Source organism: Imbroritus primus, from assembly GCF_964332355.1.
Classification (GTDB): Bacteria; Pseudomonadota; Gammaproteobacteria; order Burkholderiales; family Burkholderiaceae; genus Imbroritus; species Imbroritus primus.
Genome location: NZ_OZ201293.1, coordinates 1,663,540 through 1,685,207, shown reverse-complemented (window position 1 = coordinate 1,685,207; position 21,668 = coordinate 1,663,540). Strand labels below are relative to the sequence as shown.

Annotated in this window: 23 protein-coding genes and 1 tRNA gene; 12 read left to right on the top strand and 12 right to left on the bottom strand. The window is 62.4% G+C overall.

What is annotated here, in order from left to right; translation table 11 throughout:
• Nucleotides 1–19 precede the first annotated feature (19 nt).
• The 5 genes from truB to ACQ3C8_RS07715 all read left to right on the top strand — a co-directional run bounded on the left by truB (nucleotide 20) and on the right by ACQ3C8_RS07715 (nucleotide 5,485).
• Complete coding sequence (truB, locus tag ACQ3C8_RS07735) at nucleotides 20–997, top strand: tRNA pseudouridine(55) synthase TruB (protein WP_428851180.1); 978 nt, start codon at nucleotides 20–22, stop codon at nucleotides 995–997.
• Nucleotides 998–1,089: 92 nt separating this feature from the next.
• Complete coding sequence (typA, locus tag ACQ3C8_RS07730; protein ID WP_428851179.1) at nucleotides 1,090–2,913, top strand: translational GTPase TypA; 1,824 nt, start codon at nucleotides 1,090–1,092, stop codon at nucleotides 2,911–2,913.
• A gap of 114 nt (nucleotides 2,914–3,027) precedes the next feature.
• Nucleotides 3,028–4,131, top strand: coding sequence for an enoyl-CoA hydratase/isomerase family protein (locus ACQ3C8_RS07725; protein ID WP_428851178.1), 1,104 nt, complete (start codon nucleotides 3,028–3,030; stop codon nucleotides 4,129–4,131).
• Nucleotides 4,132–4,175: 44 nt separating this feature from the next.
• A complete protein-coding gene (dusA, locus tag ACQ3C8_RS07720) occupies nucleotides 4,176–5,264 on the top strand; it encodes a tRNA dihydrouridine(20/20a) synthase DusA (protein WP_428851177.1) in 1,089 nt (362 codons plus the stop codon).
• 145 nt (nucleotides 5,265–5,409) lie between these two features.
• Nucleotides 5,410–5,485, top strand: a tRNA-His gene (locus ACQ3C8_RS07715).
• A gap of 95 nt (nucleotides 5,486–5,580) precedes the next feature.
• On the opposite strand, the gene ACQ3C8_RS07710 is transcribed toward ACQ3C8_RS07715, so the two are convergent.
• From ACQ3C8_RS07710 to ACQ3C8_RS07665, 10 genes are all read right to left on the bottom strand, one after another.
• Nucleotides 5,581–6,633 carry a tyrosine-type recombinase/integrase gene (locus tag ACQ3C8_RS07710; protein WP_428851176.1) on the bottom strand — a complete coding sequence of 351 codons (1,053 nt, stop codon included), beginning with the start codon at nucleotides 6,631–6,633 and terminating at the stop codon, nucleotides 5,581–5,583.
• On the bottom strand, nucleotides 6,630–6,842 hold the full coding sequence (locus tag ACQ3C8_RS07705) for a hypothetical protein (RefSeq protein WP_428851175.1): 213 nt from the start codon (nucleotides 6,840–6,842) through the stop codon (nucleotides 6,630–6,632). Before ACQ3C8_RS07705 ends, ACQ3C8_RS07710 begins: the two co-directional genes overlap by 4 nt.
• Nucleotides 6,843–6,851: 9 nt before the next feature.
• Entirely contained in the window at nucleotides 6,852–7,178 is a 327-nt protein-coding gene (locus ACQ3C8_RS07700; protein WP_428851174.1) for a hypothetical protein, read from the bottom strand.
• A gap of 265 nt (nucleotides 7,179–7,443) precedes the next feature.
• On the bottom strand, nucleotides 7,444–9,129 hold the full coding sequence (locus tag ACQ3C8_RS07695; RefSeq protein ID WP_428851173.1) for a DNA cytosine methyltransferase: 1,686 nt from the start codon (nucleotides 9,127–9,129) through the stop codon (nucleotides 7,444–7,446).
• Nucleotides 9,126–9,596 (bottom strand): hypothetical protein, encoded by a 471-nt coding sequence (locus ACQ3C8_RS07690; RefSeq protein ID WP_428851172.1) that lies wholly within the window; start codon nucleotides 9,594–9,596, stop codon nucleotides 9,126–9,128. Before ACQ3C8_RS07690 ends, ACQ3C8_RS07695 begins: the two co-directional genes overlap by 4 nt.
• Nucleotides 9,593–9,721, bottom strand: a complete 129-nt coding sequence (locus ACQ3C8_RS07685) for a hypothetical protein (protein WP_428851171.1) — start codon at nucleotides 9,719–9,721, stop codon at nucleotides 9,593–9,595. The genes ACQ3C8_RS07690 and ACQ3C8_RS07685 overlap by 4 nt, the downstream gene beginning before the upstream one ends.
• Nucleotides 9,718–10,389 carry a hypothetical protein gene (locus ACQ3C8_RS07680; RefSeq protein WP_428851170.1) on the bottom strand — a complete coding sequence of 224 codons (672 nt, stop codon included), beginning with the start codon at nucleotides 10,387–10,389 and terminating at the stop codon, nucleotides 9,718–9,720. Before ACQ3C8_RS07680 ends, ACQ3C8_RS07685 begins: the two co-directional genes overlap by 4 nt.
• A gap of 245 nt (nucleotides 10,390–10,634) precedes the next feature.
• Nucleotides 10,635–10,847 carry a hypothetical protein gene (locus ACQ3C8_RS07675; protein ID WP_428851169.1) on the bottom strand — a complete coding sequence of 71 codons (213 nt, stop codon included), beginning with the start codon at nucleotides 10,845–10,847 and terminating at the stop codon, nucleotides 10,635–10,637.
• Nucleotides 10,847–11,059 (bottom strand): hypothetical protein, encoded by a 213-nt coding sequence (locus ACQ3C8_RS07670; RefSeq protein ID WP_428851168.1) that lies wholly within the window; start codon nucleotides 11,057–11,059, stop codon nucleotides 10,847–10,849. The genes ACQ3C8_RS07675 and ACQ3C8_RS07670 overlap by 1 nt, the downstream gene beginning before the upstream one ends.
• The gene (locus ACQ3C8_RS07665) at nucleotides 11,056–11,793 is read right to left on the bottom strand and encodes a hypothetical protein (protein WP_428851167.1); all 738 of its coding nucleotides are present in this window, start codon (nucleotides 11,791–11,793) and stop codon (nucleotides 11,056–11,058) included. The genes ACQ3C8_RS07670 and ACQ3C8_RS07665 overlap by 4 nt, the downstream gene beginning before the upstream one ends.
• A 273-nt stretch (nucleotides 11,794–12,066) precedes the next feature.
• Between ACQ3C8_RS07665 and ACQ3C8_RS07660 the strand changes: the two genes are divergently transcribed.
• Nucleotides 12,067–12,420: a hypothetical protein gene (locus ACQ3C8_RS07660; protein ID WP_428851166.1), complete on the top strand. Its 354-nt coding sequence runs from the start codon at nucleotides 12,067–12,069 to the stop codon at nucleotides 12,418–12,420.
• A gap of 13 nt (nucleotides 12,421–12,433) precedes the next feature.
• The gene (locus ACQ3C8_RS07655; protein WP_428851165.1) at nucleotides 12,434–14,062 is read left to right on the top strand and encodes a divalent metal cation transporter; all 1,629 of its coding nucleotides are present in this window, start codon (nucleotides 12,434–12,436) and stop codon (nucleotides 14,060–14,062) included.
• Here the strand turns inward: ACQ3C8_RS07655 and ACQ3C8_RS07650 are convergent.
• Nucleotides 14,008–15,210, bottom strand: a complete 1,203-nt coding sequence (locus ACQ3C8_RS07650) for a CaiB/BaiF CoA transferase family protein (RefSeq protein WP_428851164.1) — start codon at nucleotides 15,208–15,210, stop codon at nucleotides 14,008–14,010. The genes ACQ3C8_RS07655 and ACQ3C8_RS07650 overlap by 55 nt on opposite strands.
• Before the next feature lie 34 nt (nucleotides 15,211–15,244).
• Nucleotides 15,245–16,459 (bottom strand): acyl-CoA dehydrogenase family protein, encoded by a 1,215-nt coding sequence (locus ACQ3C8_RS07645; RefSeq protein WP_428851163.1) that lies wholly within the window; start codon nucleotides 16,457–16,459, stop codon nucleotides 15,245–15,247.
• 87 nt (nucleotides 16,460–16,546) lie between these two features.
• Here ACQ3C8_RS07645 and ACQ3C8_RS07640 point away from each other — a divergent pair, with 87 nt between their 5' ends.
• From ACQ3C8_RS07640 to ACQ3C8_RS07620, 5 genes are all read left to right on the top strand, one after another.
• Nucleotides 16,547–17,821 (top strand): CaiB/BaiF CoA transferase family protein, encoded by a 1,275-nt coding sequence (locus ACQ3C8_RS07640; protein ID WP_428851162.1) that lies wholly within the window; start codon nucleotides 16,547–16,549, stop codon nucleotides 17,819–17,821.
• An 87-nt stretch (nucleotides 17,822–17,908) separates the two neighbouring features.
• A complete protein-coding gene (locus ACQ3C8_RS07635; RefSeq protein WP_428851161.1) occupies nucleotides 17,909–18,667 on the top strand; it encodes a crotonase/enoyl-CoA hydratase family protein in 759 nt (252 codons plus the stop codon).
• Nucleotides 18,668–18,711: 44 nt separating this feature from the next.
• Entirely contained in the window at nucleotides 18,712–19,665 is a 954-nt protein-coding gene (locus ACQ3C8_RS07630; protein WP_428851160.1) for an NADPH:quinone oxidoreductase family protein, read from the top strand.
• A gap of 46 nt (nucleotides 19,666–19,711) precedes the next feature.
• The gene (locus ACQ3C8_RS07625; protein WP_428851159.1) at nucleotides 19,712–20,677 is read left to right on the top strand and encodes a Bug family tripartite tricarboxylate transporter substrate binding protein; all 966 of its coding nucleotides are present in this window, start codon (nucleotides 19,712–19,714) and stop codon (nucleotides 20,675–20,677) included.
• 261 nt (nucleotides 20,678–20,938) lie between these two features.
• Nucleotides 20,939–21,601: a TetR family transcriptional regulator gene (locus ACQ3C8_RS07620; RefSeq protein WP_428851158.1), complete on the top strand. Its 663-nt coding sequence runs from the start codon at nucleotides 20,939–20,941 to the stop codon at nucleotides 21,599–21,601.
• Nucleotides 21,602–21,668: the final 67 nt, after the last annotated feature.

The window sequence follows — 21,668 nt, the reverse complement described above, 5'->3', positions numbered from 1 at the left end:
TTCTGCGATATCGCCATCCGTGACTGATTCCACCGATTCGCGCCCTGACGGACAGCCCGCCCAGCAGCCATCCGGTCGTCCTGCCCGGCTGCCGCGCCGCGACGTGCACGGCGTGCTGCTCCTCGACAAGCCGCTCGGGCTGTCGTCGAACGACGCATTGGTGCGCGCCAAGCGCCTGTTGCGTGCCAACAAGGCCGGCCATACCGGCACGCTTGATCCGCTTGCGACGGGCCTGCTGCCGCTCTGTTTTGGCGAGGCGACGAAGTTCTCCCAGGATCTGCTCGACGCCGACAAGGAATACATTGCCACCTTGCGCCTGGGGCAGGAGACCACCACGGGCGATGCGGAAGGCGAGGTCGTGAAGGCATTACCAGTCACGTGCGATGCCGCAGCCGTGGATGTGGCAGTACGCGCCTTCCTTGGGCCAATCGAGCAGGTACCGCCGATGTACTCCGCGCTGAAGAAGGATGGCAAGCCGCTCTACGCCTACGCGCGCGCAGGCGAAGTGGTGGAGCGTGCGGCACGTGCCGTCACCATCCATGAAATCGAAGTCCTGTCATGCACTGTGCCCCAGGTGACGTTGCGCGTGCTGTGCAGCAAGGGCACGTATATCCGGACGCTGGCGGAGGACATTGGCCAGCATCTCGGTTGCGGGGCACACCTCACGGCGCTGCGGCGTACACGCGTCGGTGCGCTGTCGCTGGACGGAGCATTGACGCTGGAACAGCTGGGTGAGTGCGACGACTTGGCACGTCCGGCACTGCTGGCGCCCGTCGATCGTCTTCTGGGCACCTTGCCCGAGGTGCGTCTGGACGCCGAGGGGGCGCGCCGTTTTGGCCATGGCCAGCGCCTGGCCTTGCGCGACGTGCTGAAAAGCGGACAGCCCCTGAGCAATGGCACCCTGGTGCGGGTCTACCGTGACTCAGACGCCACATTGCTCGGTGTGGCACGTATCGAGGCGGGCGCTTTGCGCCCTGAACGGCTGGTCAAGCTATAAAACCTTGCGCCGGTCGTTTAGCCGACACGGCTCTTGCACTGCAGCATGCTATAATTTCAGGCTTCACTTTTGATTACTGCGAGCCTGACATCATGTCCCGCGCCATTCGCAACATTGCCATCATTGCCCACGTCGACCACGGCAAAACCACACTGGTCGACCAGCTCCTGCGCCAGGCGGGCACCTTCCGCGCCAACGAACAAGTGGCCGAGCGGGTCATGGATTCGAACGATATCGAAAAAGAACGCGGTATCACGATCCTGGCGAAGAATTGCGCGGTCGAATACAACGGCACCCACATCAATATCGTCGATACCCCGGGACACGCCGACTTCGGTGGCGAGGTCGAGCGGGTGCTGTCGATGGTCGACGGCGTGCTGCTGCTCGTGGACGCCGTGGAAGGCCCCATGCCGCAGACGCGCTTCGTCACGCGCAAGGCGCTGGCGCTGGGTCTCAAGCCGATCGTGGTCATCAACAAGGTGGACCGTCCGGGTGCGCGCCCTGACTGGGTCATCAACCAGACGTTCGACCTGTTCGACAAGCTTGGCGCGACCGATGAGCAGCTCGATTTCCAGGTTGTGTACGCTTCGGGACTGAACGGCTATGCCGGACTGACCGACGATGTGCGTGAAGGCGACATGAAGCCGCTGTTCGACACCGTGCTCGAGAAGGTACCGGTGCGTGACGATAACCCGGATGGTCCGCTGCAGATGCAGATCATCTCGCTGGATTATTCGAGCTACGTCGGCAAGATCGGCGTCGGCCGGATCTCGCGCGGTCGCGTGCGGCCGCTGCAGGATGTCGTGGTCAAATTTGGCCCTGAAGGCGCTCCCATCAAGGGCCGGGTCAATCAGGTGCTGAAGTTCAGCGGCCTGGAGCGCGAGATTGTTCAGGAAGCGGAAGCTGGCGATATCGTGCTGATCAACGGTATCGAAGAACTCGGTATCGGTTGCACCGTGTGTGCACCGGAGGCGCAGGACGCGCTGCCGATGCTGAAGGTCGATGAGCCGACGCTGACCATGAACTTCTGCGTCAATACGTCGCCGCTGGCCGGCCGCGAAGGCAAGTTCGTGACCAGCCGCCAGATCCGCGAGCGGCTTGATCGCGAGCTCAAGTCTAACGTCGCGCTGCGTGTGGCCGATACTGGTGATGACACCGTATTCGAAGTGTCGGGCCGTGGCGAACTGCACCTGACGATTCTGCTCGAGAACATGCGTCGTGAAGGCTACGAGCTGGCTGTGTCTCGTCCGCGCGTGGTGATCAAGGAAATCGACGGCGTCAAGCACGAGCCGTACGAACTGCTGACGGTCGATGTCGAGGACAGCCACCAGGGCGGCATCATGGAAGAGCTGGGCCGTCGCAAGGGCGAACTTCTCGATATGGCCTCCGATGGCAAGGGCCGCACGCGTCTCGAGTACCGTATTCCGGCACGTGGCCTGATTGGCTTCCAGGGCGAGTTCCTGACACTGACGCGCGGCACCGGCCTGATCAGCCATATCTTCGACGACTACGCCCCGCTGCGCGAAGGTGGTGTCGGCGAGCGCCACAATGGCGTGCTGATCAGCCAGGACGATGGCGATGCCGTGGCCTACGCGCTGTGGAAGCTGCAGGATCGGGGCCGCATGTTCGTCAAGCCGGGCGATCCGTTGTACGAAGGCATGATCATCGGCATCCACAGCCGCGACAATGATCTGGTGGTGAACCCGATCAAGGGCAAGCAACTGACCAACGTGCGGGCTTCCGGTACCGACGAAGCGGTGCGCCTGGTGCCGCCGATCCAGATGTCGCTTGAGTACGCGGTGGAATTCATTGCGGACGACGAACTGGTTGAGATCACGCCCAAGAGCATCCGCCTGCGCAAGCGTCACCTGAAGGAGCACGAGCGCAAGCGTGCCGCGCGCGACGAGGCAGCCTGATGTCTTTGACCGTGTCATGAAAAAGCGTCCTGCGGGGCGCTTTTTTCATGCCTGTCGGTTTGGGATGAGAGTGGCTCTGATAGAGTGCGAGGCTGGAGGACACTGGAGAGAGCAATGCAGGACTGGATCGAGTGCGAAGTGCAGGGCGGTATCGGCTATCTGACGATGGCCCGTCCACAGGCCCTCAACGCCTTGTCGCACAGCATGCTGCTGACCATGCGCGACACGTTGCGCGCATGGGAGTCGGACCCGGCGGTACACGCAGTGATCATCGCCGGCGCAGGCGGTAAGGCCTTCTGCGCAGGGGGCGATATCCGCTTTTTTCATCAGATGGCGGCGTCATGGGACACTGTACTCGAGCAGTACTTTGTCGATGAGTATTCGCTCGACCATGCTATCCATCTGTATTCCAAACCCGTGGTCGCGCTGATGGATGGGGTGGTCATGGGCGGAGGCATGGGCGTCGCGCAGGGCGCGCACCTGCGGCTGGTGACGGAACGCACCAAAATGGCCATGCCGGAAACTAATATCGGCCTGTTTCCCGATGTGGGCGGGGGCTGGTTCCTGGCGCAGGCGCCCGGCCACGTGGGCGAGTATCTGGGGGTGACCGGTGCCGTGATCGGAGCCGCCGAGGCGCTGTATGCCGGACTGGCGGATGACTACCTGCCATTTGCCGCGCTGCAGGGCGTGCTGGCGCATCTGCGCGATCAGACATTTACCGACGGGGAATCCGTGCTGGCAGCGTTCCGCGATGCCTGTGCTCCGCATCGTGCTGATCTCAGCGTGATGTCGAACGTGCTGGCGGCCCGGCGCACCCAGATTGACCGTCATTTTGCTGCTCCCGATGTACCGACGATCCTGGCTTCGCTCTCGCAGGATGAGTGCGAATGGTCGCGTCAGACGCAGTCCATGATCCGCACCCGTTCGCCGCTCATGATGTGCGTGGCGCTCGAGCAGGTACGCCGCGCGCGTGCCTATAGCGTGACAGAAGAGCTGCAGGCCGAGCTAGGCATGATGCGCCACGTCTTTCACGGCGGCGATGGCGTGGAGGGCATCCGTGCGCTGGCCATCGACAAGGATCACCGTCCAGCCTGGCAGCATGCCGAGGTCGATGCGGTCAGCCGGGAGGAGGTCGCACGCTTCTTCGCATCGCCATGGAGCGCCGCCACGCATCCGTTGCGGAACCTGGCGCCGGCCCGGGGCCGCCATGCAGCCTGAGCCGGTGCTTGTGCGATCTGCATGACATGGCGCGGCGTAATACAATGCCGCCCATGTCATCTGTTTCATCCCTTCTCCCTTCGTCCGCTGCGCTGAATCCGGTCGCGTTGCCTGCCGGCCAGGGGCCGTTTGTCGCCCGTGCCAATCCGCGCCGCGTGTCGGTCGCACCCATGCTCGACTGGACCGACCGGCACTGCCGTTACTTCCATCGCCAGTTATCGCGCAACACGTGGCTCTACACCGAGATGGTGACCACGGGGGCGCTGTTGCATGGCGATGTCGCACGGCATCTGGCGTTCGATGCACATGAGCACCCGGTCGCCCTCCAGCTGGGCGGCAGCGAGCCGGCCGATCTGGCGGCAGCGGCGAAGCGGGGAGAGCAATGGGGTTATGCAGAGATCAACCTGAACTGCGGCTGCCCGTCGGAGCGCGTACAACGCGGCGCGTTCGGTGCCTGCCTGATGGCCGAGCCGGCACTTGTCGCCGATGGCGTGCGCGCCATGCGCGATGCGGTGTCGATCCCGGTGACGGTCAAGCACCGGATCGGCATCGATGCCGTCGAAGAGTATGCTTTCGTCCGCGATTTCGTCGGCACGGTGGCGCAGGCCGGCTGCAATGTCTTTATCGTGCATGCGCGCAACGCCATTCTCAAGGGCTTGAGCCCCAAGGAGAATCGAGAGATTCCGCCGCTCAAGTACGAAGTCGCCTATCAACTGAAGCGCGATTTCCCCGATCTGGAGATCGTGATCAATGGCGGCATTGACACGCTTGAAGCGATGGATGCACACCTGCGGCATGTCGATGGCGTGATGATCGGGCGTGAGGCCTATCACAACCCGTATTTCTTGGCGGCGTTCGACGGACGTTTCTACGGCGCGGCCGAACCGCTGCCGACCCGGGAAACCGTCGAGGATCGTATGCTGGATTACCTTGCCCGCTGGGTCGGGTCGGGCGGACACGCGGCGGCCGTCACGCGCCATATGCTGGGCCTGTACCGTGGGGTAGGCGGTGCTCGCGGATGGCGGCGCGAATTGTCGGAAATGGCACGTCTGAAGCAAGTCCGCACGCGCGCCGACGTTGAGGCGCTGTTCGCGGGTGCCCGTGCGCACCTGCGGATGCGGGATGCGGCCTGACTCCCCCATGTTTCGGTGCCTGGCGGGGTATGGCCGTAAAAAAGTGCAGCAGGTGTCCGGGTGGGCTAGCCACAGGGGAAAAACATTTGTATAATCTCGTTTTTCCTCGGAAGCCAGTCCAATCGATAGGCAACCGGGGGCAATGGTGGCTGTAGCTCAGTTGGTAGAGTCCAGGATTGTGATTCCTGTCGTCGTGGGTTCGAGTCCCATCAGCCACCCCAGAAATACCCAATGAAAACAGCGCCTTACAAGGGCGCTGTTTTTGTTTCTGGGTTTACGTACAGTGGTTGTATTCCCACCGTGGGAATACCCAGCGTTACAGTGCCTTCCGCTTGACCACCTTGTTTCGGTCATAGACGCGGGCCGTCGTGGCCGGATTGCCGTGCAGGTCGGGCAGGGCGCCGCGCTCGGATTTGTGCGTCGTCGCGTAGTAGGCGCGCAAGTCGTGGAACGTGAACCGCTCTTCTGCTGGAATCACCTTGCCCTCGATCGCAGCATTCATCAGCTTGCCCCACATCGACTTGAAGCCTTTCTGCGTATAGGCGTTGCCGAAGCGGTTTGGGAAGAGATACAGGCATTCCCGCGCCTGGTCGGCATGTGCGGCGCTGATGCGGTCCAGCAGGTCGGATAGCCGTGGCGTGATCTCGACCTCTTCGACAATGGTGCCGCGCTTCGCCCCCCGCTGCTTGGCGCGGAACGTCCGTATCACGCCTGCGCTGCGGTCGATCTGGGGCCATGACAGGTCCAGGAACTCGATTTTCCGATTGCCCGCCATTGACGCGTATTCAGCCGCCAGGCAGATGATCGCCCGCTGCGGTGTCTGCTTGGCCAGCCAGGCAGTGAAGCGGGCCAAGGTCGCCTGCGCCGGCGCGACGCTCCGCGGCTGTTCCCGGTTGCGCCGCACCTGGCGGCACGGATTGGTTTCCGCTTCGCCACGTTCGATGGCCAGGTTGATCAGGTTCGACAGCAGGGCGACTTCCCGATTGGCCCTCACAGGGGCGTTCGTGCGCTCCACGCGCAGATAGCGGGCAATGTCCGTGGCCCGAATATCCTGCGCACGCATCTCGCCGAATACGCTCAGCAGGGGTGTGCTGGCCTGCGTGTAGTCGGTGTGCGTGCTCTCGGCCAGGTGCTTCCAGTCGGCTGTATCTCGGTACTGATCCCACAGCCGCGCAATGGTGCCAAGGTTGTCGCCCATGCCGAGCATGTCGAGCACCTTCTGGATCGCCGCAGTGCGGTCAGTTCCCAGGTTGATGGGTTTGCCGTTCACAGGGCGATAGCGATAGGTCACCAGGCCGTCTTTCCGCGGCCGGGCTTCCATCCTGTCCAGCAGGCCGCGGCCAGCCTTTACCTTCCGTGGTCGGTTCATGCCGCGACGCTCCAGCGGGGGCCGGCGCGGCGCCCATCATCCTGTGCCGGGCGTCCGCGATTCACCTGGTCCCACGTAATGGACGGGTGGCCGTCGATCTTCATTGCCGGCTCGAATCCATACCATTTGATGATCCAGCGGCGCTGTGCTGCCCCCTGTATCAGACCGCCCGTCAGGTTGGTCAGATCATCATTCGACAAAATTGCCATCTCGCACTCCTACAACTGGTACATCGTGTTGCCGTCCCGGTGGTCGATCCATGGGTCGAGTGTCTCGACCTCGACCAGCGGGTAATCTTTTTCCTCGCCCTCCAGCTCCACTACCACGGGGCCGTGGCGCATGTCGCCGGCCATCTTGCCGTGCAACTGCCGGCGCACCTGGTCAGCGAGGTTGGACCATTTCGCAAGCCAGCAATCCTCATTGATCAGTCCGCGCGGCTGGTCGCGCTCCATCTGGCCGACCGTGATACCGCGCGCGGCACACCATGCCTCAGCCTCGCGGCATGCTTCGAAGTCGCCGCCCAGGGTGTCGAAAGTCTTTCTCATGCTACGATTCCCATGTTCAGGAGAGGGTGGATGAGCGATGTATTCTTCAGAAACAGCAAGGAACTGGGCGAGCTGAAACGCCTCGCGGACGTCCTTGAGGCTTCGACGAAAGATGCCGCCGAGGCGGCGACTATCGCTCGCGAATCAGTAGTCGCCGCTAAGCGTTCCGCCTTCTGGACCATGGTTGCGGCGATCGTAGCGGCCTTGGGCATGGTATTTAGTGCGGCCGCCACGCTGGGCTGGCTCGACTGGAGTAAGCGCGAAATCATGCAACAACCCTCGTCGTCTTCTGTTCCCTCGCAGACCACCCCGCCATCTCCGGAACGTTCGCCCGCACCAGAGCCGCAGCCATAGGCGGGCTGACGCTGTTCCCACACATGCGCACCTGGGCATGTTTGGGTAGCCGGCGTCCGTTCAGCACCGGAGCAATGACGTAGCTCGAGGGGAATCCCTGGGCCGCGTACAGTTCGTGCGGCTCCAGCATGCGCATGCCAATGTCGGCAATCTGGTATTGCTCGCCAGCCACTGTCACGAGGCCCAGGCGGTCCTTCGTCGGGATGGTATGCATGGGGTCGCGGCAATCCTGATCCTGCCCGCCCTCGCTGTAGTACTTGACCAGGAAGGCGCGGACCTCGCCGATATGCATGCCGCCGGCCGTGACAGTCGGCGCCGGAGCTGCGGTTGGGCTGCCCGTACACTCGCCGCGCAGCTTCACGAGATTAGATGACACCAGTGCATGGTGGTCCGTCGTCGTGATCGTGTCCGCCGGCGCGGCCAACGATACGCCTGGGCCGGTGTAGTTGCCGCCATAGTGCTTGGCAAGGAAAGCCGACACGAGTGCGTGCTTGGCGCCGCCGGCGACCACTGTGCCCAGCGGCTTGTCCAGCCCCGGCGCGCGCGGCGCCTGGCCGGGCCGTTCCCCGTATCCGGTCTGCACAAGCGTCGCAGAGGCCAGCGCGAAGTGGCCGCCCTTGACCTCGGCGCATTGCGTGCGCAATGGTTCGTCGGCGCGGAATGTGCGCTGGTTCGAGGCATTCGCGCACTCGGTGAGCACCGGGGTCACGACGCCATACCCATGCTTTCCTGTGATGGTCTGGACAGGCTGGGAGAGCGACTGGCCGCGGAAGTCACTGCCGCCGTGGTTCACCTTCACGATGAACGGATCTGCGGCGTCGATGACGTACCGGCGCAAGCCGCGGGCGATACGACGCTGCGTGGCCTCGGCCAGCGGCCGCGCACGCTCGAAAATCGACGGGCACGGGATCGACCAGTCGATACACTCGGCAGCCGTGCGCCACGGCTTGCGCTGTTTTGACTTCACCGCGGCGCTGTCTGGGGTGTCGTGCGTCGGCTCCGGCCAAACGATAGGCACGCCATCGCAGCGAGCGATCAGGAACAGCCGCTTGCGGATGGTCGGGGCGCCATAGTCGCAGGCGCGCAACTCCTGCCATTCGACCGCGTAGCCTTTCTCCTGCAGCTGGCGCACGAACGAACGGAAGGTGTCGCCCTTGCGCTTCGGGCACGGCATGCCGTCCGGCAGCAGCGGGCCCCACGTCTGGAACTCCTCGACATTCTCCAGCATGATCACGCGCGGCCGTACCAGCGCGGCCCAGCGCAGCACGACCCATGCGAGCCCGCGTATCTTCTTCTCGCGCGGCTTGCCGCCCTTGGCCTTGCTGAAGTGCTTGCAGTCCGGCGAGAACCACGCCAGGCCCACCGGCCGGCCGGCAGTGACTGCAACCGGGTCCACGTCCCACACCGATTCGCAGAAATGCTGCGTCTGCGGGTGGTTGATGGTGTGCATGGCCACCGCTTCCGGGTCGTGGTTGACGGCAATATCGACATGCCGGCCCAGCGCCAGTTCGATGCCGCAGCTCGCACCGCCGCCGCCGGCGAAGTTGTCGATGATCAGCTCGTGGCTGATGTCCAGCAGAAACTGTTCGCGGATCACGCTGCCTCCATGATGTCGATAACCTCGCCAACCTTCACGCGCCCCTTTGCCGCAGCGACTGAGTACACCGCGTGCATGGCCTTGCGCTGCTCTTTCTTAGTGGTGCTGAGCTGCATCTCGTCAGTGAGGTTCAAGCCGCCGCCGATGGCGCGCGACTCATCACCTGTGAGAATCATTTTTCCGGTTGTCACGTAACGCTTGCCAGCCTCGGCCACCGCATGAACTGCGGCCGTCATGGCTTCCTGCGCTTCGACGTTGAAATACAGCTTCGCCATCATGGCGCCAACGTTCACGCGGACGGCGAGGGTATGCCAGCTTTCCTCGGTGCCCATGCCCTTCAGCACCCTTGCCAGCTCATTGTGTGGAATCATCTGCAGGTGGCGCTCAGCTCTCTGAGAGAACCGGAACAGCGAGGGCAGGGCGCCGGTCTCGCGCGCCGGGCGGCCGCGTTTATTGCGCTTGCTCATCGGCGCGGCCCCCGAGGCTTGCGCGGGCCGAACAGGGCGAGCACGAAGGCGACCAGAGCGAACCCGATGACGCACACCAGAATCTGGATGTCGTGCTTGTCGAGGGATGCGAGAAACTCGCTCATGAGATCCTCCGGAATTCGATGACCCACACCCAGGGATTGGCATTCCAGGAGCCGGCGCCATTGAGTTGTTCCCACAACTCCCGGTATGCCCGTATGGAAGGTGGCCGGTCAGCACCGATGCAGTAGCCAATTCCGTGGCGTTCGTCGATCGATACGCCTTCGGCTTTAGCATCGCCCTCTGTAATGTCCTGCAGGCGCTGCATACGCACGCCGGTCACCTCGAGCAGGATGCGGCTGGCAGCGCGCGGCATGTGGATGCTGGGGCGCTTCCACCAGCCCGGCTGCGCGCCGGCGAGCTGGCGGCGTCCGGGCATGGGCCACAGGCCGTCGCCATCGACGGCGTAGCGGTAGACCTCGCAGCACTCAGCCGTCATGTCCACGAAGTGCCATTCGTCGCGCCCCTTCTTGGCGCTGTAGCGCGTCTCCCAGCGGCCATAGGCGTAGAATGTCTCGCGCACCCATAGCCGGTCGCCGGGCCGGCCGTAGGGGCACGCGCGCTCGATGATGTACTTGGGCTCACGCTCAAGCACCAGCGCTCCCGGCGCGTAAACATTTCCGAGGTCAGGGTGCTTGACAGGCTTAGCCAGGCGCCGCGTCTGCGTCTTGCTGCCCTCGAGGATGGCGCGCACCATGGCGCTGCTGAAGAGAATGGGGCGTTCTTTCGTCATGTTAGGATTGCCTCAAAAGGAGGGAGTCGCCATGCCATATGCCAGTGAAACCGTGTCGCGCCAGATCGACGGGTACGAGGTGTCTGTCGTGTGCATCCAGCACCGAGCGGATGGCCCATGGGAATACGAGGTCGCTGTCCATGAGCAGAATGGGGCCGCATTTCTTCCGCCTGTCCGCTCGCGTGATGGTGGGAAGCCGACCTTGAACGATGCTGTGGAAGCCGGCATGGAGCAGGGGCGGCTGTTCATTGCTCAGCTGCGTCGGTAGTGCCATTGCCGCCTCCGAACTTGTTGCGCCACCAGCGCTTGATGCGCTTCGAGCCGTCCCAGCAGATGAAGAACATCGTCAAGGCGACCTTGCCGATGGGCTTGCGCATCAGCACGATCAGCAGCAGCGCGAGGACGATGTAGGTTGCTGGGTGTAGCAGCAGGCCGAAATACCAGGGAAGGGCGTGCATTACTGGTCCTCCTGTGCGCCCGGCGCGGCCTCTTCGTGCCGCATTGGCCCGAGCTTTCGAAGGCCACATGCACAGCGATAGCGGCCCTTAACTGAGAGCTTTGCGGAAGAACCATTGGGGCCGATCGTCACGCTGCCCGTCCTGATGTTGCGGACGAATTCCCACTTATGCTTGGGCCCGAGGGTGCACGGCGGAATGATCGGTTTGCTCATGCCTGCTCTCCCTCTGCGCCCGGCGCGGCTGTACCTTCGACGCGTGTCATGTCGTCGGCCATTGCCTGATAATCGGTGGTATCCCAGATAGCTCCAATGCCGCCGCACTCATCACAACCGTTGCCAAGATGGCATTTCAGTAGTGCACTGTATGGACCGGTCGGCACGCCATTGTTCGACTCGTGACAGCCGGAGCAGGCGTGCCAGAACCCGCCACCGCCTGCCATAACTTCGCCGATTCCGAGTAGCTCAACGGGCATAGGCGCGGCCTGTTCTCCTTGTGCGCGGGCGAGGACTCCAGCCACGATCTTGCGCGCCACCAACGTCGGCTCGCCTGTGGAAGTAATGAGCTGGATGTGACTCCAGTCGCCATTAGCCTCACGGATTGTCTGGACAATTTGCTCATCCGTCAGCTCGGCAGGCGATGCGCCGGGCGGCGTCCATCCCATCTGCGTTGCAAGGCGCTTGACGACGGACTTGTCGTACACGGGCGATGCGCTCGGTTGCTCGGCGGGCTGACCCTCATCACTGGCGGGAACCCATTCACCGCGCTCGATAGAGCGCGCATCGCATTGGCAGTCATCCGTCGAACAATCGGTAACCGCTTTGGTCGGCTGCTCGGCGGGCACCCATCCACTGCGGTCGAATAGATCGTCGATTTCATCGTCCGGCTGCTCGGCGGGCTGGGCCGGGGCGCTTTTCAGGGCGCGGATGCGGCTAGCTTGGTGCAGCATGAAGCCACGCATTGCTCCTAGCTCTAGTGATTCCGCTGGCAGAAGCTCATCGGCGTGAGCTTCGCAGGATATTGCAACCGCTTCTCGCTAAATGCCGATCGCGTCGCTGCAGCAGCCGGTATGGGCATTTGTGCGGTGGAGCCGATCAAGTCGGTGCGCTGGAAAGCGCTTGTTGCAAAGCACTGTGAACGTTTCGAGCCAGCCGAGCCGAGCACCGTGGAGCCGCGCATGGCCTGGCTGGAAAGCAAACAAATAACGCGATAGGGGAGTGGGATGACAGATAGAGAGATGCTGGAGTTGGCGGCTAAGGCTGCGGGTTACCGGATTGCATATTGGACAGAGGATTCGTCCGGGGAAATCCAGGTGGCAGTGCTTGACAACGGCGACTTTTGGCAGCCGCTACGACTCAATACCCACACTGATTTCATGGGAGACGCGCTTCGCCTGGCGGTGAAACTGGACATCAGTGTGAAGCCCGGAGAAGCTGCGGATAGCGCCGGTAATTGGTTTGTTGATGAGACTACGGATGGCGACGAATTTGCTGCGACCGGTCGCGCTATTGTCCACGTCGCAGCAGAAATAGGGAGGGCTAACAAGGCCGGAGTTCGACGACAGCCTGATTTATGAGTATCCCCAGCACTTGCGGGATGCGATCAGCGATTTGCCAGCAGCGCCTGGCGTCTATATCTTCCATGGCGAAGACGGCGGCTTGCCGCTCTACATAGGGAAGAGCGTCAATCTGCGTTCCCGCGTGCTGTCCCACCTGCGCACCGTTGAAGAGGCGCGGATGCTGCGGCAGACGGTCCGGATCAGTCATCATCGGACGGCAGGCGAAGTCGGGGCTTTGTTGCTAGAGGCCGCGATGATCAAGCAGCAATTCCCCCTGCTGAACCAACGGCTACTGCAAGTTGCCGAGTTGTATCGTAAGAGTGGGCTCAAGCACATTCTTGTTAACAAAAAGGACTACATTGCTGTCCCCAAGACGTCGGGCTATCGCGGCATCCATCTCGTATATAAGTACCAAAGCGACAGGACCAGCACTTACAATAATCATCAGATCGAAGTGCAGTTACGCTCCCGCTTGCAGCATTCCTGGGCGACCGCTGTTGAGACCGTCGGGACGTTGCTGAGTCAGTCTCTCAAGGCAAGTGAAGGAGAGGCAAAATGGCTGGAGTTTTTCCAATGGACTAGCTCGGCATTCGCATGTGTCGAGGGCACGCCAATGGTGGCCAATACACTGAATATTGCCGCCGACATCGCCGCGATGTCCGAAGCGTTTCAGCTGATCATCGGGAGCGAGGGGCATGGCTACACCCTGGTTTTTGGGCTGGTATGCGCGATCCTGCCGGTATGGCTGGACTTCGAGCGCATGGTGCGGGTATTGAAATGGCTGACGCTGGCCTTGTTTGCCTATGTAGCCGTCGTCCTGATGCTCCATGTTGATTGGCGGCAAGTCGGCTTCGAGTCGGTGCATTATCTGCGGGTGGGCGGAGGCGACTACTGGATGATGGTGGTCGCTGTGCTGGGTACCACCATCAGCCCGTATCTTTTCTTCTGGCAGGCGTCGCAGGAGGCGGAATCGCGTCAGAAATACAATGATGCGGAAAGCCTTGTACGAAGCGATCTGTTTACACGGGAACACCTGTTCCGTATCAAAGTGGATACGACGGCGGGGATGATTTTTTCCAATCTCATCGCTTTTTGCATCATCGTGGCGGCAGCCATTGCTTTTCATCAGCGCGGAATTGTCGATATCGAAACGACGAGGCAAGCAGCCCTGGCGCTCGAGCCGATCGCAGGGCAATTCGCATTCACTCTCTTTGCATTTGGCATCATCGGTACCGGCATGCTGGCGGTTCCGGTGCTCGCAGGTTCTTCAGCTTACGCAGTGGCGGAGGTCTTTGACTGGAGATTCGGTCTCGATCGCTGCCAGGGGCTTCTATGGCGTGCTGGTCTCCGCTACGATCATCGGGACGTTGATCGATTTCACCGATCTCGATCCGATCAAGGGGCTGCTCTGGAGTGCGGTTGTCAACGGCGTGATCGCCGTGCCGATCATGGTGGTCATGATGCTGCTGGGAATGAATCGCCGCATCCTCGGCAAAGCAGTCTTGTCGTTGCGCCACCGTGTCATTGGTTGGGTTGCGACGCTGGTCATGGCATTCGCCGTCGTGGCCATGGTAACGCAGTGGTTTCGATGACAAGGCTAAGACATCAGACCGGCGTTCGACCAGATGCATCCAAGCCCGCGATTTCTTCATCGCTATAGCCGAGCGATGCAAGAATTTCCCGTGTATGCTCCCCCAGCCTTGGCGGTCCGCAATGAATCGCACCAGGCGAATCGGTATAGGTGATGGGGATGTCGGACATCAGCAGTTCGCCCTCCGTCGGATGCAGGAAAGTGCGGAAGAAGGCGCGATCGGTCAGATGCGGATCCTGCAGGACATCGGTGACATCGTTGGCCGGGCTGGCGGGAATGTCCGCTGCGCGGAACAATGCAAGCCATTCTGCCGTCGTACGCGAGAGTAGGGTAGTTCCGACGATGTCATAGAGCGCATCGAGATTGGTCATGCGCTCCTTGATGGTCGCAAAGCGCGGGTCGTTGCTGAGCTCCGGGCGATCCATCAGCCCGAAGAGGCGCTGCCATTGCGCATCGGTATTGGCGATAAGGCAGATCGACCCATCTCGAGTCGGCAGTGGGCGTCGCACGCGGCTGAATACGCGGGCATAGCCAGGTGACGTTGAGTTTTCTGTGCCGGGCGTCCCGAACACAGCATCAGCCATATGCTCGTGCAGGTTGAATGACGTCATGACCTCAAACATCGGCAACTGTACTGCCTGTCCTCTGCCTGTGCGCTCGCGATGCAGCAACGCAGTCATGATGGCGCCGTACAGGTAGACGCCGCAGAGCTTGTCTGCCAGCAGCATGGGAGCGTAGCTTGCGGTGCCGGTCATGCGGGCATTGAGGCCTGGCACACCGCTGAGTCCCTGAATAACGTCGTCATAGGCTGGCTGGTCGAAGTATCGGCCGTGCGCACCGAAACCTTGCGCGGTTGCATGGATGAGGCGCGGATAGCGGGCAGCGAGGGCATCGTAGTCGAGCCTCAGCCTGATGGCGGCCTTGCTGCGCATATTGTGCACGAAGACATCGGCACTCGCGAGCAGGCGATGCAGAGCCTCCTGCCCGGCAACTTGCTTGAGGTCAAGCACGACGCTCCGCTTGTTACGGTTCATGTTAAGGAAGAACGAGCCCATGCGGGGCGACCGCATGCGGCCGATATTGCGGGTGGGCTCGCCCTCCGGCGGTTCGACCTTGATGACGTCCGCGCCCATGTCGCCGAGCATTTGCGTGGCGATAGGCCCCAGCGCAAAACTGGTGGCGTCGATGACGCGCAGACCATGCAGCGCACCTTTCATGCGAGTCTCCTTCTTGATGTCGGGGTGAGGGCGGTCAGGCAGTTGCCGGGGCGGAATCCTGCTGCATCTGCTTGAGCAGGGATGTGCCGATGATCAGACGCTGCACCTCGCTGGCGCCTTCGTAGATCCGCAGGGCGCGCACGTCGCGATACAACTGCTCAACGATGCTGCCCACTTCGACGCCTGCGCCGCCCCAGAGCTGGACGGCAGCGTCGGCTACTCGTTGAGCGGATTCGGTTGCCACCAGTTTTGCCATGGCCGCTTCGCGCGATATCGTACGACCCTGGTCGCGCAGCCACGCGGCCCGGTAGACCAGCATGGCCGAGCATTCCACCTGCGTTGCCATGTCTGCGAGCGTGGCCTGTGTCAGCTGCATGGCGCCAAGAGTGGTGCCGAACATGCGGCGCTGCGCGGCGCGCTCCAGTCCTTGAGCCAGTGCTGCACGTGCAAAGCCGAGCGCCGCCGCGCCGACTGAGGTGCGGAAGATATCGAGCGTCCGCATGGCCAGCTTGAAGCCCGTGCCTTCCGCACCTAGCCGTTGCGTGGCGGCGACCTGGCAATTGGTGAAGCGCAGGCGGGCGAGCGGGTGAGGTGCAATCACGTCCAGGCGTTCGGCGATTTCCAGGCCGGGCGTGCCGGCCTCGACGATGAATGCGCTGATGCCGCTGGAGCGGGTGGTACCAGGTGCGCGCGCGAACACAACATAGAAATCGGCGATGCCGCCGTTCGAGATCCAGGTTTTCTCGCCATTGAGGATGTAGCCATCGCCAGCCGGCTCCGCGGTGCATGTCATGCCACCCACATCGGATCCGGCGCCAGGCTCCGACAGGGCGAAGGCGGCAATGGCCGAGCCTGCGGCGACCCGGTCCAGGTAGGTTGTCCGCTGAGCGCCGCTGCCATCCAGTGAAATCGCGCCGGAACCCAGACCCTGCATGGCGAACGCAAAATCGGCGAGGCCGCTGTGGCGCGCGAGAATTTCACGTGCCAGGCACACGGCGCGTGTGTCGATATCCGCACGGCCGGAGGCATCCGCCTGGGGCACGCAGTGCCGCAGGAAACCTGCTTCGCCGAGCTGCCGGACGAGCATTCTGCAGTGTTCATCGAGTGACTGCCTGTCGGTGGTGACAGCCGGAGCAGGGTGGGTGATATTGGACGCTGCCCAGTGGTCAAGTTCACGAGCCAGCTGCCGGTGGTGCGCGTCGAAGAACGGTGTATCGAGATGCTCGAAATGCAGGGCGGAGGTCGTCATGGCGTATCCGGTTGAGGGCTGGGAAAGCCGGTCGTATAGCAAGAGGGTGATGGAACGGAGGCGGTTCGGGGCACGGGTAAATGTGTCTTGACGGATATAATACTACTACGTAGCATTATAAATATGAAGTTGATCGAGAGGCAGCGAAACAGGCTGCTTCGACATCGAAAGGATTCGCCACATATACGGGAGACGGCGATGGCATTACCGCTCGAGGGAATTCTGGTGGTCGCGGTGGAGCAGGCCGCGGCAGCGCCTTATGCATCTTCCAGACTCGCGGACGCGGGCGCGCGGGTGATCAAGATCGAACGGGCCGAGGGCGATTTCGCACGGGGCTACGACAAGGCAGTGTTTGGCGAAAGCACATACTTCGTCTGGCTGAATCGGGGCAAGGAATCGATCGTTCTGGATTTCGCGAAAGAAGAAGATGCCGCCGTGCTGCAGCGCCTGATCGCGCAGGCCGATGTCCTGATCCAGAATCTCGGACCCGGCGCAGCCAAGCGCGCTGGTTTCGGCTGGGAGGAGATGCGTGCGCGCTATCCCCGCCTGATTACGTGCGATATCACCGGCTACGGTGAAGAAGGTCCGTATGCCGGCATGCGCGCCTACGATCTGCTGGTGCAGGCCGAAACCGGCATCGCCTCGGTAACCGGTACGCCGGAAGCGCCCGGACGCATCGGCATCTCCGCATGTGACGTCGGTACAGGCATGTACGCGCACGCCGCCATTCTGGAGGCGTTGATCGCGCGCGGCCGGACCGGCGAAGGCAGCGCCATTCATGTGTCACTGTTCGATGCGATGAGCGACTGGATGACGGTTCCGTTGCTGCACTACGACTATGCCGGCACTGTCTGGCCGCGTGTCGGGCTGTCGCATCCGACCATTGCACCGTATGGCGCGTATCCCGTCGGCGGAGCCATCGGTGCGGAACAGACCGTGCTTATTGGCGTGCAGAACGATGGGGAATGGCAGCGTTTTGCCGTGGAGGTACTGAAGCGTGCGGATCTGCTGGAACGTCCGGAGTTTTCCAGCAACTTGGCACGGGTCGAACACCGGGCGCAGCTTGATGCAGAGATCGGCACGGTGCTGGCACATATGACCTCGGAGCAGCTGCGCGAGGCGCTGGCGCGGGCACGCGTGGCCTATGCCGTCGTCAACGATGTGCGCGGGCTTTCCAGCCATCCGCACCTCCGGCGCGCAAGCGTGCCGACCGCACGCGGCGTGGCGGAGATCGTCGCGCCTCCCGCGATTTTCAGGGGCGAGCCGAGAACGCTCGGGCGCGTGCCGGAGATCGGCGAGCACAGCGCAGCGATTCGCGCCGAGTTTGCGGATATGCCGGTTTCCTCGCACGGCGAGAAATGAACCGCATGCGTACCGTCGTAGAGCCGACAGTCATTTCCATTCAGTTGATGCCGCGTAAGGCATCGGCGCCCTTCGCATGAAGACATCATGAGTCAAAAGATACTGGTTGAAAAACAGGGCCCCGTGACCACCATCGTGATCAATCGCCCGGAGGTCCGCAATGCGCTGGACCGCGAGGCAACGCAAGCGCTTGGCGCCGCACTGCGTGCATTCGAAACCGATGCGGATGCCCGCGTGGCGGTGCTGTGCGGTGCGGGCGGCGCTTTCTGTGCTGGCGCTGACCTGAAGGAGCTGGCCAGCGGCGTGGAATATGACGCCTGGGCCGGGGCCGAGGGCCCGCTCGCGCGCCCCGCGTGCAAACCAGTGATCGCGGCAGTGACCGGGCATGCCTGTGCCGGCGGGTTGGGCCTGGCGTTGTGGTGTGATCTGCGCGTGGCCGAGGAGTCGGCATCGTTTGCTGTGCTGTCGCGCCGCTGGGGCGTGCCGATGAGCGACGGCACCACGGTGCGGCTGCCTCGCCTGATTGGCACGAGCCGTGCACTCGACATGCTGCTGACGGCGCGCATCGTCCCGGCGAACGAGGCACTGGAGATGGGGCTGGCAAATCGCGTGGTACCGGACGGTACGGCACGGCAGGCTGCGGAGGTACTGGCGGCCGCCATCTGCGAATTCCCTCAGATCGCCATGCGTTCCGATCGCGCCTCGGCCTATCGACAGGACGGCATGTCGAGCGAGGCTGCCTTAGCACTAGAAGCCGAGCTGGCGGCCGAGGCTAAGCAGATCGAAGCGCAGGCGGGTGCCAGCCGGTTTGCTGCCGGCGCGGGGCGGCATGGGGCGACATCGTGAAAGCCGTGGTGTGCTCCGCGTTGGGCCTTGAACATGCGCAAGTCATGGAGGTTGCGCCACCGCCATTGTCTGCGCGTGGTGTGCGTATCGCCGTGCATGCGGCTGGCGTCAGTTTTGCCAACCTACTGGTGATCGAGGGCAAGCATCAGAACCGCTGGGAACCACCATTCACGCCGGGTACTGAAGTCGCGGGGGTTGTGGAGGCATGCGGGCCGGAGGTGACGCTGTTCCGTCCTGGCGACCGTGTTGTCGCAGGCGTGCGATCCGGTGGCTATGCCGATATTGCCGTGGCGCCGGAGTCCACAGTATTCGCCTTGCCCGACGGGGTCGATTTCGATGCGGCCGTGCAGTTTCCAACCATCTACGCCACCGCCTATGGGGCGCTCAAATGGCGTGCGCATCTGCAACCGGGTGAATGCCTGCTGGTGCATGGAGCTGCGGGTGGTAGCGGGCTCGCTGCCATTGAAATCGGCAAGAAGCTCGGCGCCACAGTCATCGCGACTGTCGGCAGTGCAGACAAGCTGACAGCCGCCAAGGCACATGGCGCGGACCTCGTCATCAATTACCGGGAACAGTCGTTTCGGGATGTCGTGCTCGATGCTACGGCAGGGCGCGGCGCAGATGTGATTTTCGATCCGGTGGGCGGCCAGACATTCGATACCTCGCTGCGCTGCATCGCGCCGGATGGCCGCCTGATTCCCATGGGGTTTGCCAGCGGCGAGATTCCGACGGTGCCGGCCAATCTCGTGTTGGTCAAGAACGTGACCATCATTGGCATCTACTGGGGCTACTACATGGGGTGGGCGCGGCAGGCGCCGCCAGCCGGCATGGAGGCGCGCGTGCGCGCGGCTTTTGCAGAGATGTTCGCGTGGGTAAATGACGGCGCTCTGCGCCCGCGCACCTACAAGGCGTTTGGCCTCAGTTCATTCCGCGAGGCGCTGGCCGCCCTTTCGGGACGGGAAGTGATTGGCCGGGTGGTATTGCACACGCGGCAATGAAGGTGAGCATCGGGAACGATGCATGATCAAGAAGAGAGGAGACACTATGAAGAACATTCTGTGCGGCGCAGTGACGGCCATCGCCGTACTCGCCGCATGCCCGGCTGCAGCGCAGCCAGCCTTTCCGGACAAGCCCATCAAGTTCATCGTGCCGTATCCGCCGGGGTCCGGCACGGACACGATTGCACGTTACACTGCCAAGCGGCTGGAAAGCGCATTCGGCAAGCCTGTGGTCATCGAGAACAAGGTTGGCGGCAACGCGATCATTGCGGTACAGACGGTGATCTCATCCCAGCCCGACGGCTACACGCTACTGTGGGCGGCAAACGGACCCGTGACGACCAATGTGGCGCTATACGAAAAACTGCCATATGACCCATTGACCGACCTGGAGCCTGTGGCGCGCGTTGCATTTTCGCCGATGGGCGTCTATGTGCCGAGCAGTTCGCCATACAAGACAGCGGCGGAACTATTTGATGCCGCGAGGAAGAATCCGAACAAGCTGAACTACGGCAGCGGCAGTGCGACCTACAATATCGCCTCGGAGTGGCTGATGTCGCTGGTCGGGGCACAGGCCAACGCAATTTCCTACAAGGGCGCAGCGCCGGCGCTGACCGATCTGGCGGGGGGGCAGGTTGACTTCGCCATTACGGAATACAGCACCGGTGTTGCGCTGGTGAAGGCCGACAAGATCCGCCTGCTGGGCGTGACATCGGACAAGCGTATGGCGAGCGAGCCGAATGCGCCGACCATGCAGGAGCTGGGTTACAAGGGTTTTTTCCAGGTCGCGTGGTGGGGAGTGTTCGCTCCGAAGGGAACGCCCAAGCCGGTGATCCAGCGTCTCGAGGATGCCCTGTTGACTGTCTATCGCGATGCAGAGACGAAGAGCTATCTGGACAAGAACAACTACAGCGCGTTCCTGGGGACGGCAGAGGAGCTGCGCCGTTTCCAGCGTTCGGAAATCGAGCGTGAGAGCCGGCTGGTTCGCCAGTTCAAGATTCCCAAGCTCTGATCCTGCCGCGTGAATGCTGCATAACATGCCAGTACGCCCTCCGTGACACGAGGGCGTTTTCGCTTGCACGTGTGCCGCGACTGGCCGGGCAAACTGCGCTGATGTGGTGAAATCTGCTACTGTCACGCGATATTCCAAGCGGCCATCGGGCTGCTGCGCCATGCGTGGCAATGCTGGTGCAGGCAGTGCAGATGACGCGCAGGCATGCCGAGTCGCAGAGCGCGGCTAGCGCGAATCTGGTTTTAAGGAGAAATTGAAGGTATGGCACGTAAGCGTCTGGTCGGCACACCGGAAGGCGATGAAAAACAGCTGGCTATCCTGGATGCGGCCGCATCGGTGTTTATGAAGCTGGGCTTTGCGGCGGCATCGCTGGATGACATCAGTGACCATTACGGTGCCACCAAAGGCATCATCTACTACCACTTCCGCAGCAAGACAACGCTGTTCTTCGCGGTGCAAAGGCGTGCCATGGAGTTGACGCGCGCGGCGATTGAGCCCGCGGCGAATGCTTCTGGCTCCCCCCGTGAGCGGCTTGAGCAGATGGCATTCGCGCATACGCTGCTGATGATGGAGCATCTCGATTATCTGCGTGTCGCCGCGCAGGGGCTTGAGTTGCATCTCGGCGGCCGCACGACCGAGGAAGAGCGCAATGCGCTGAAAGAAATCACGGTGCTGCGTGATTACAATGAAAAGCTCTATCTCCAGGTTCTGGAGGAGGGCATGAAAGCCGGGGTGTTCCGGCAGATGGATATACGGCTCGTGGTCAAGCCGCTGCTGGGCGCACTGAACTGGACGTCACGCTGGTATCACCCCCGCCAGGGTGAGACCCGGGCAAGCCGCGAAGTGATTGCGGCGGAAATTGCCCGCTATGTCGTGCAGGGTGTGTTGCCCCATGAGATGACGTTGCCTGCCGCCGCAGGCTGAGCAGGCGCTCCTCAGCATACTGTTCCCGGGCACTGCATCAACGCTGATGCAGCTGCCGCAATCGACT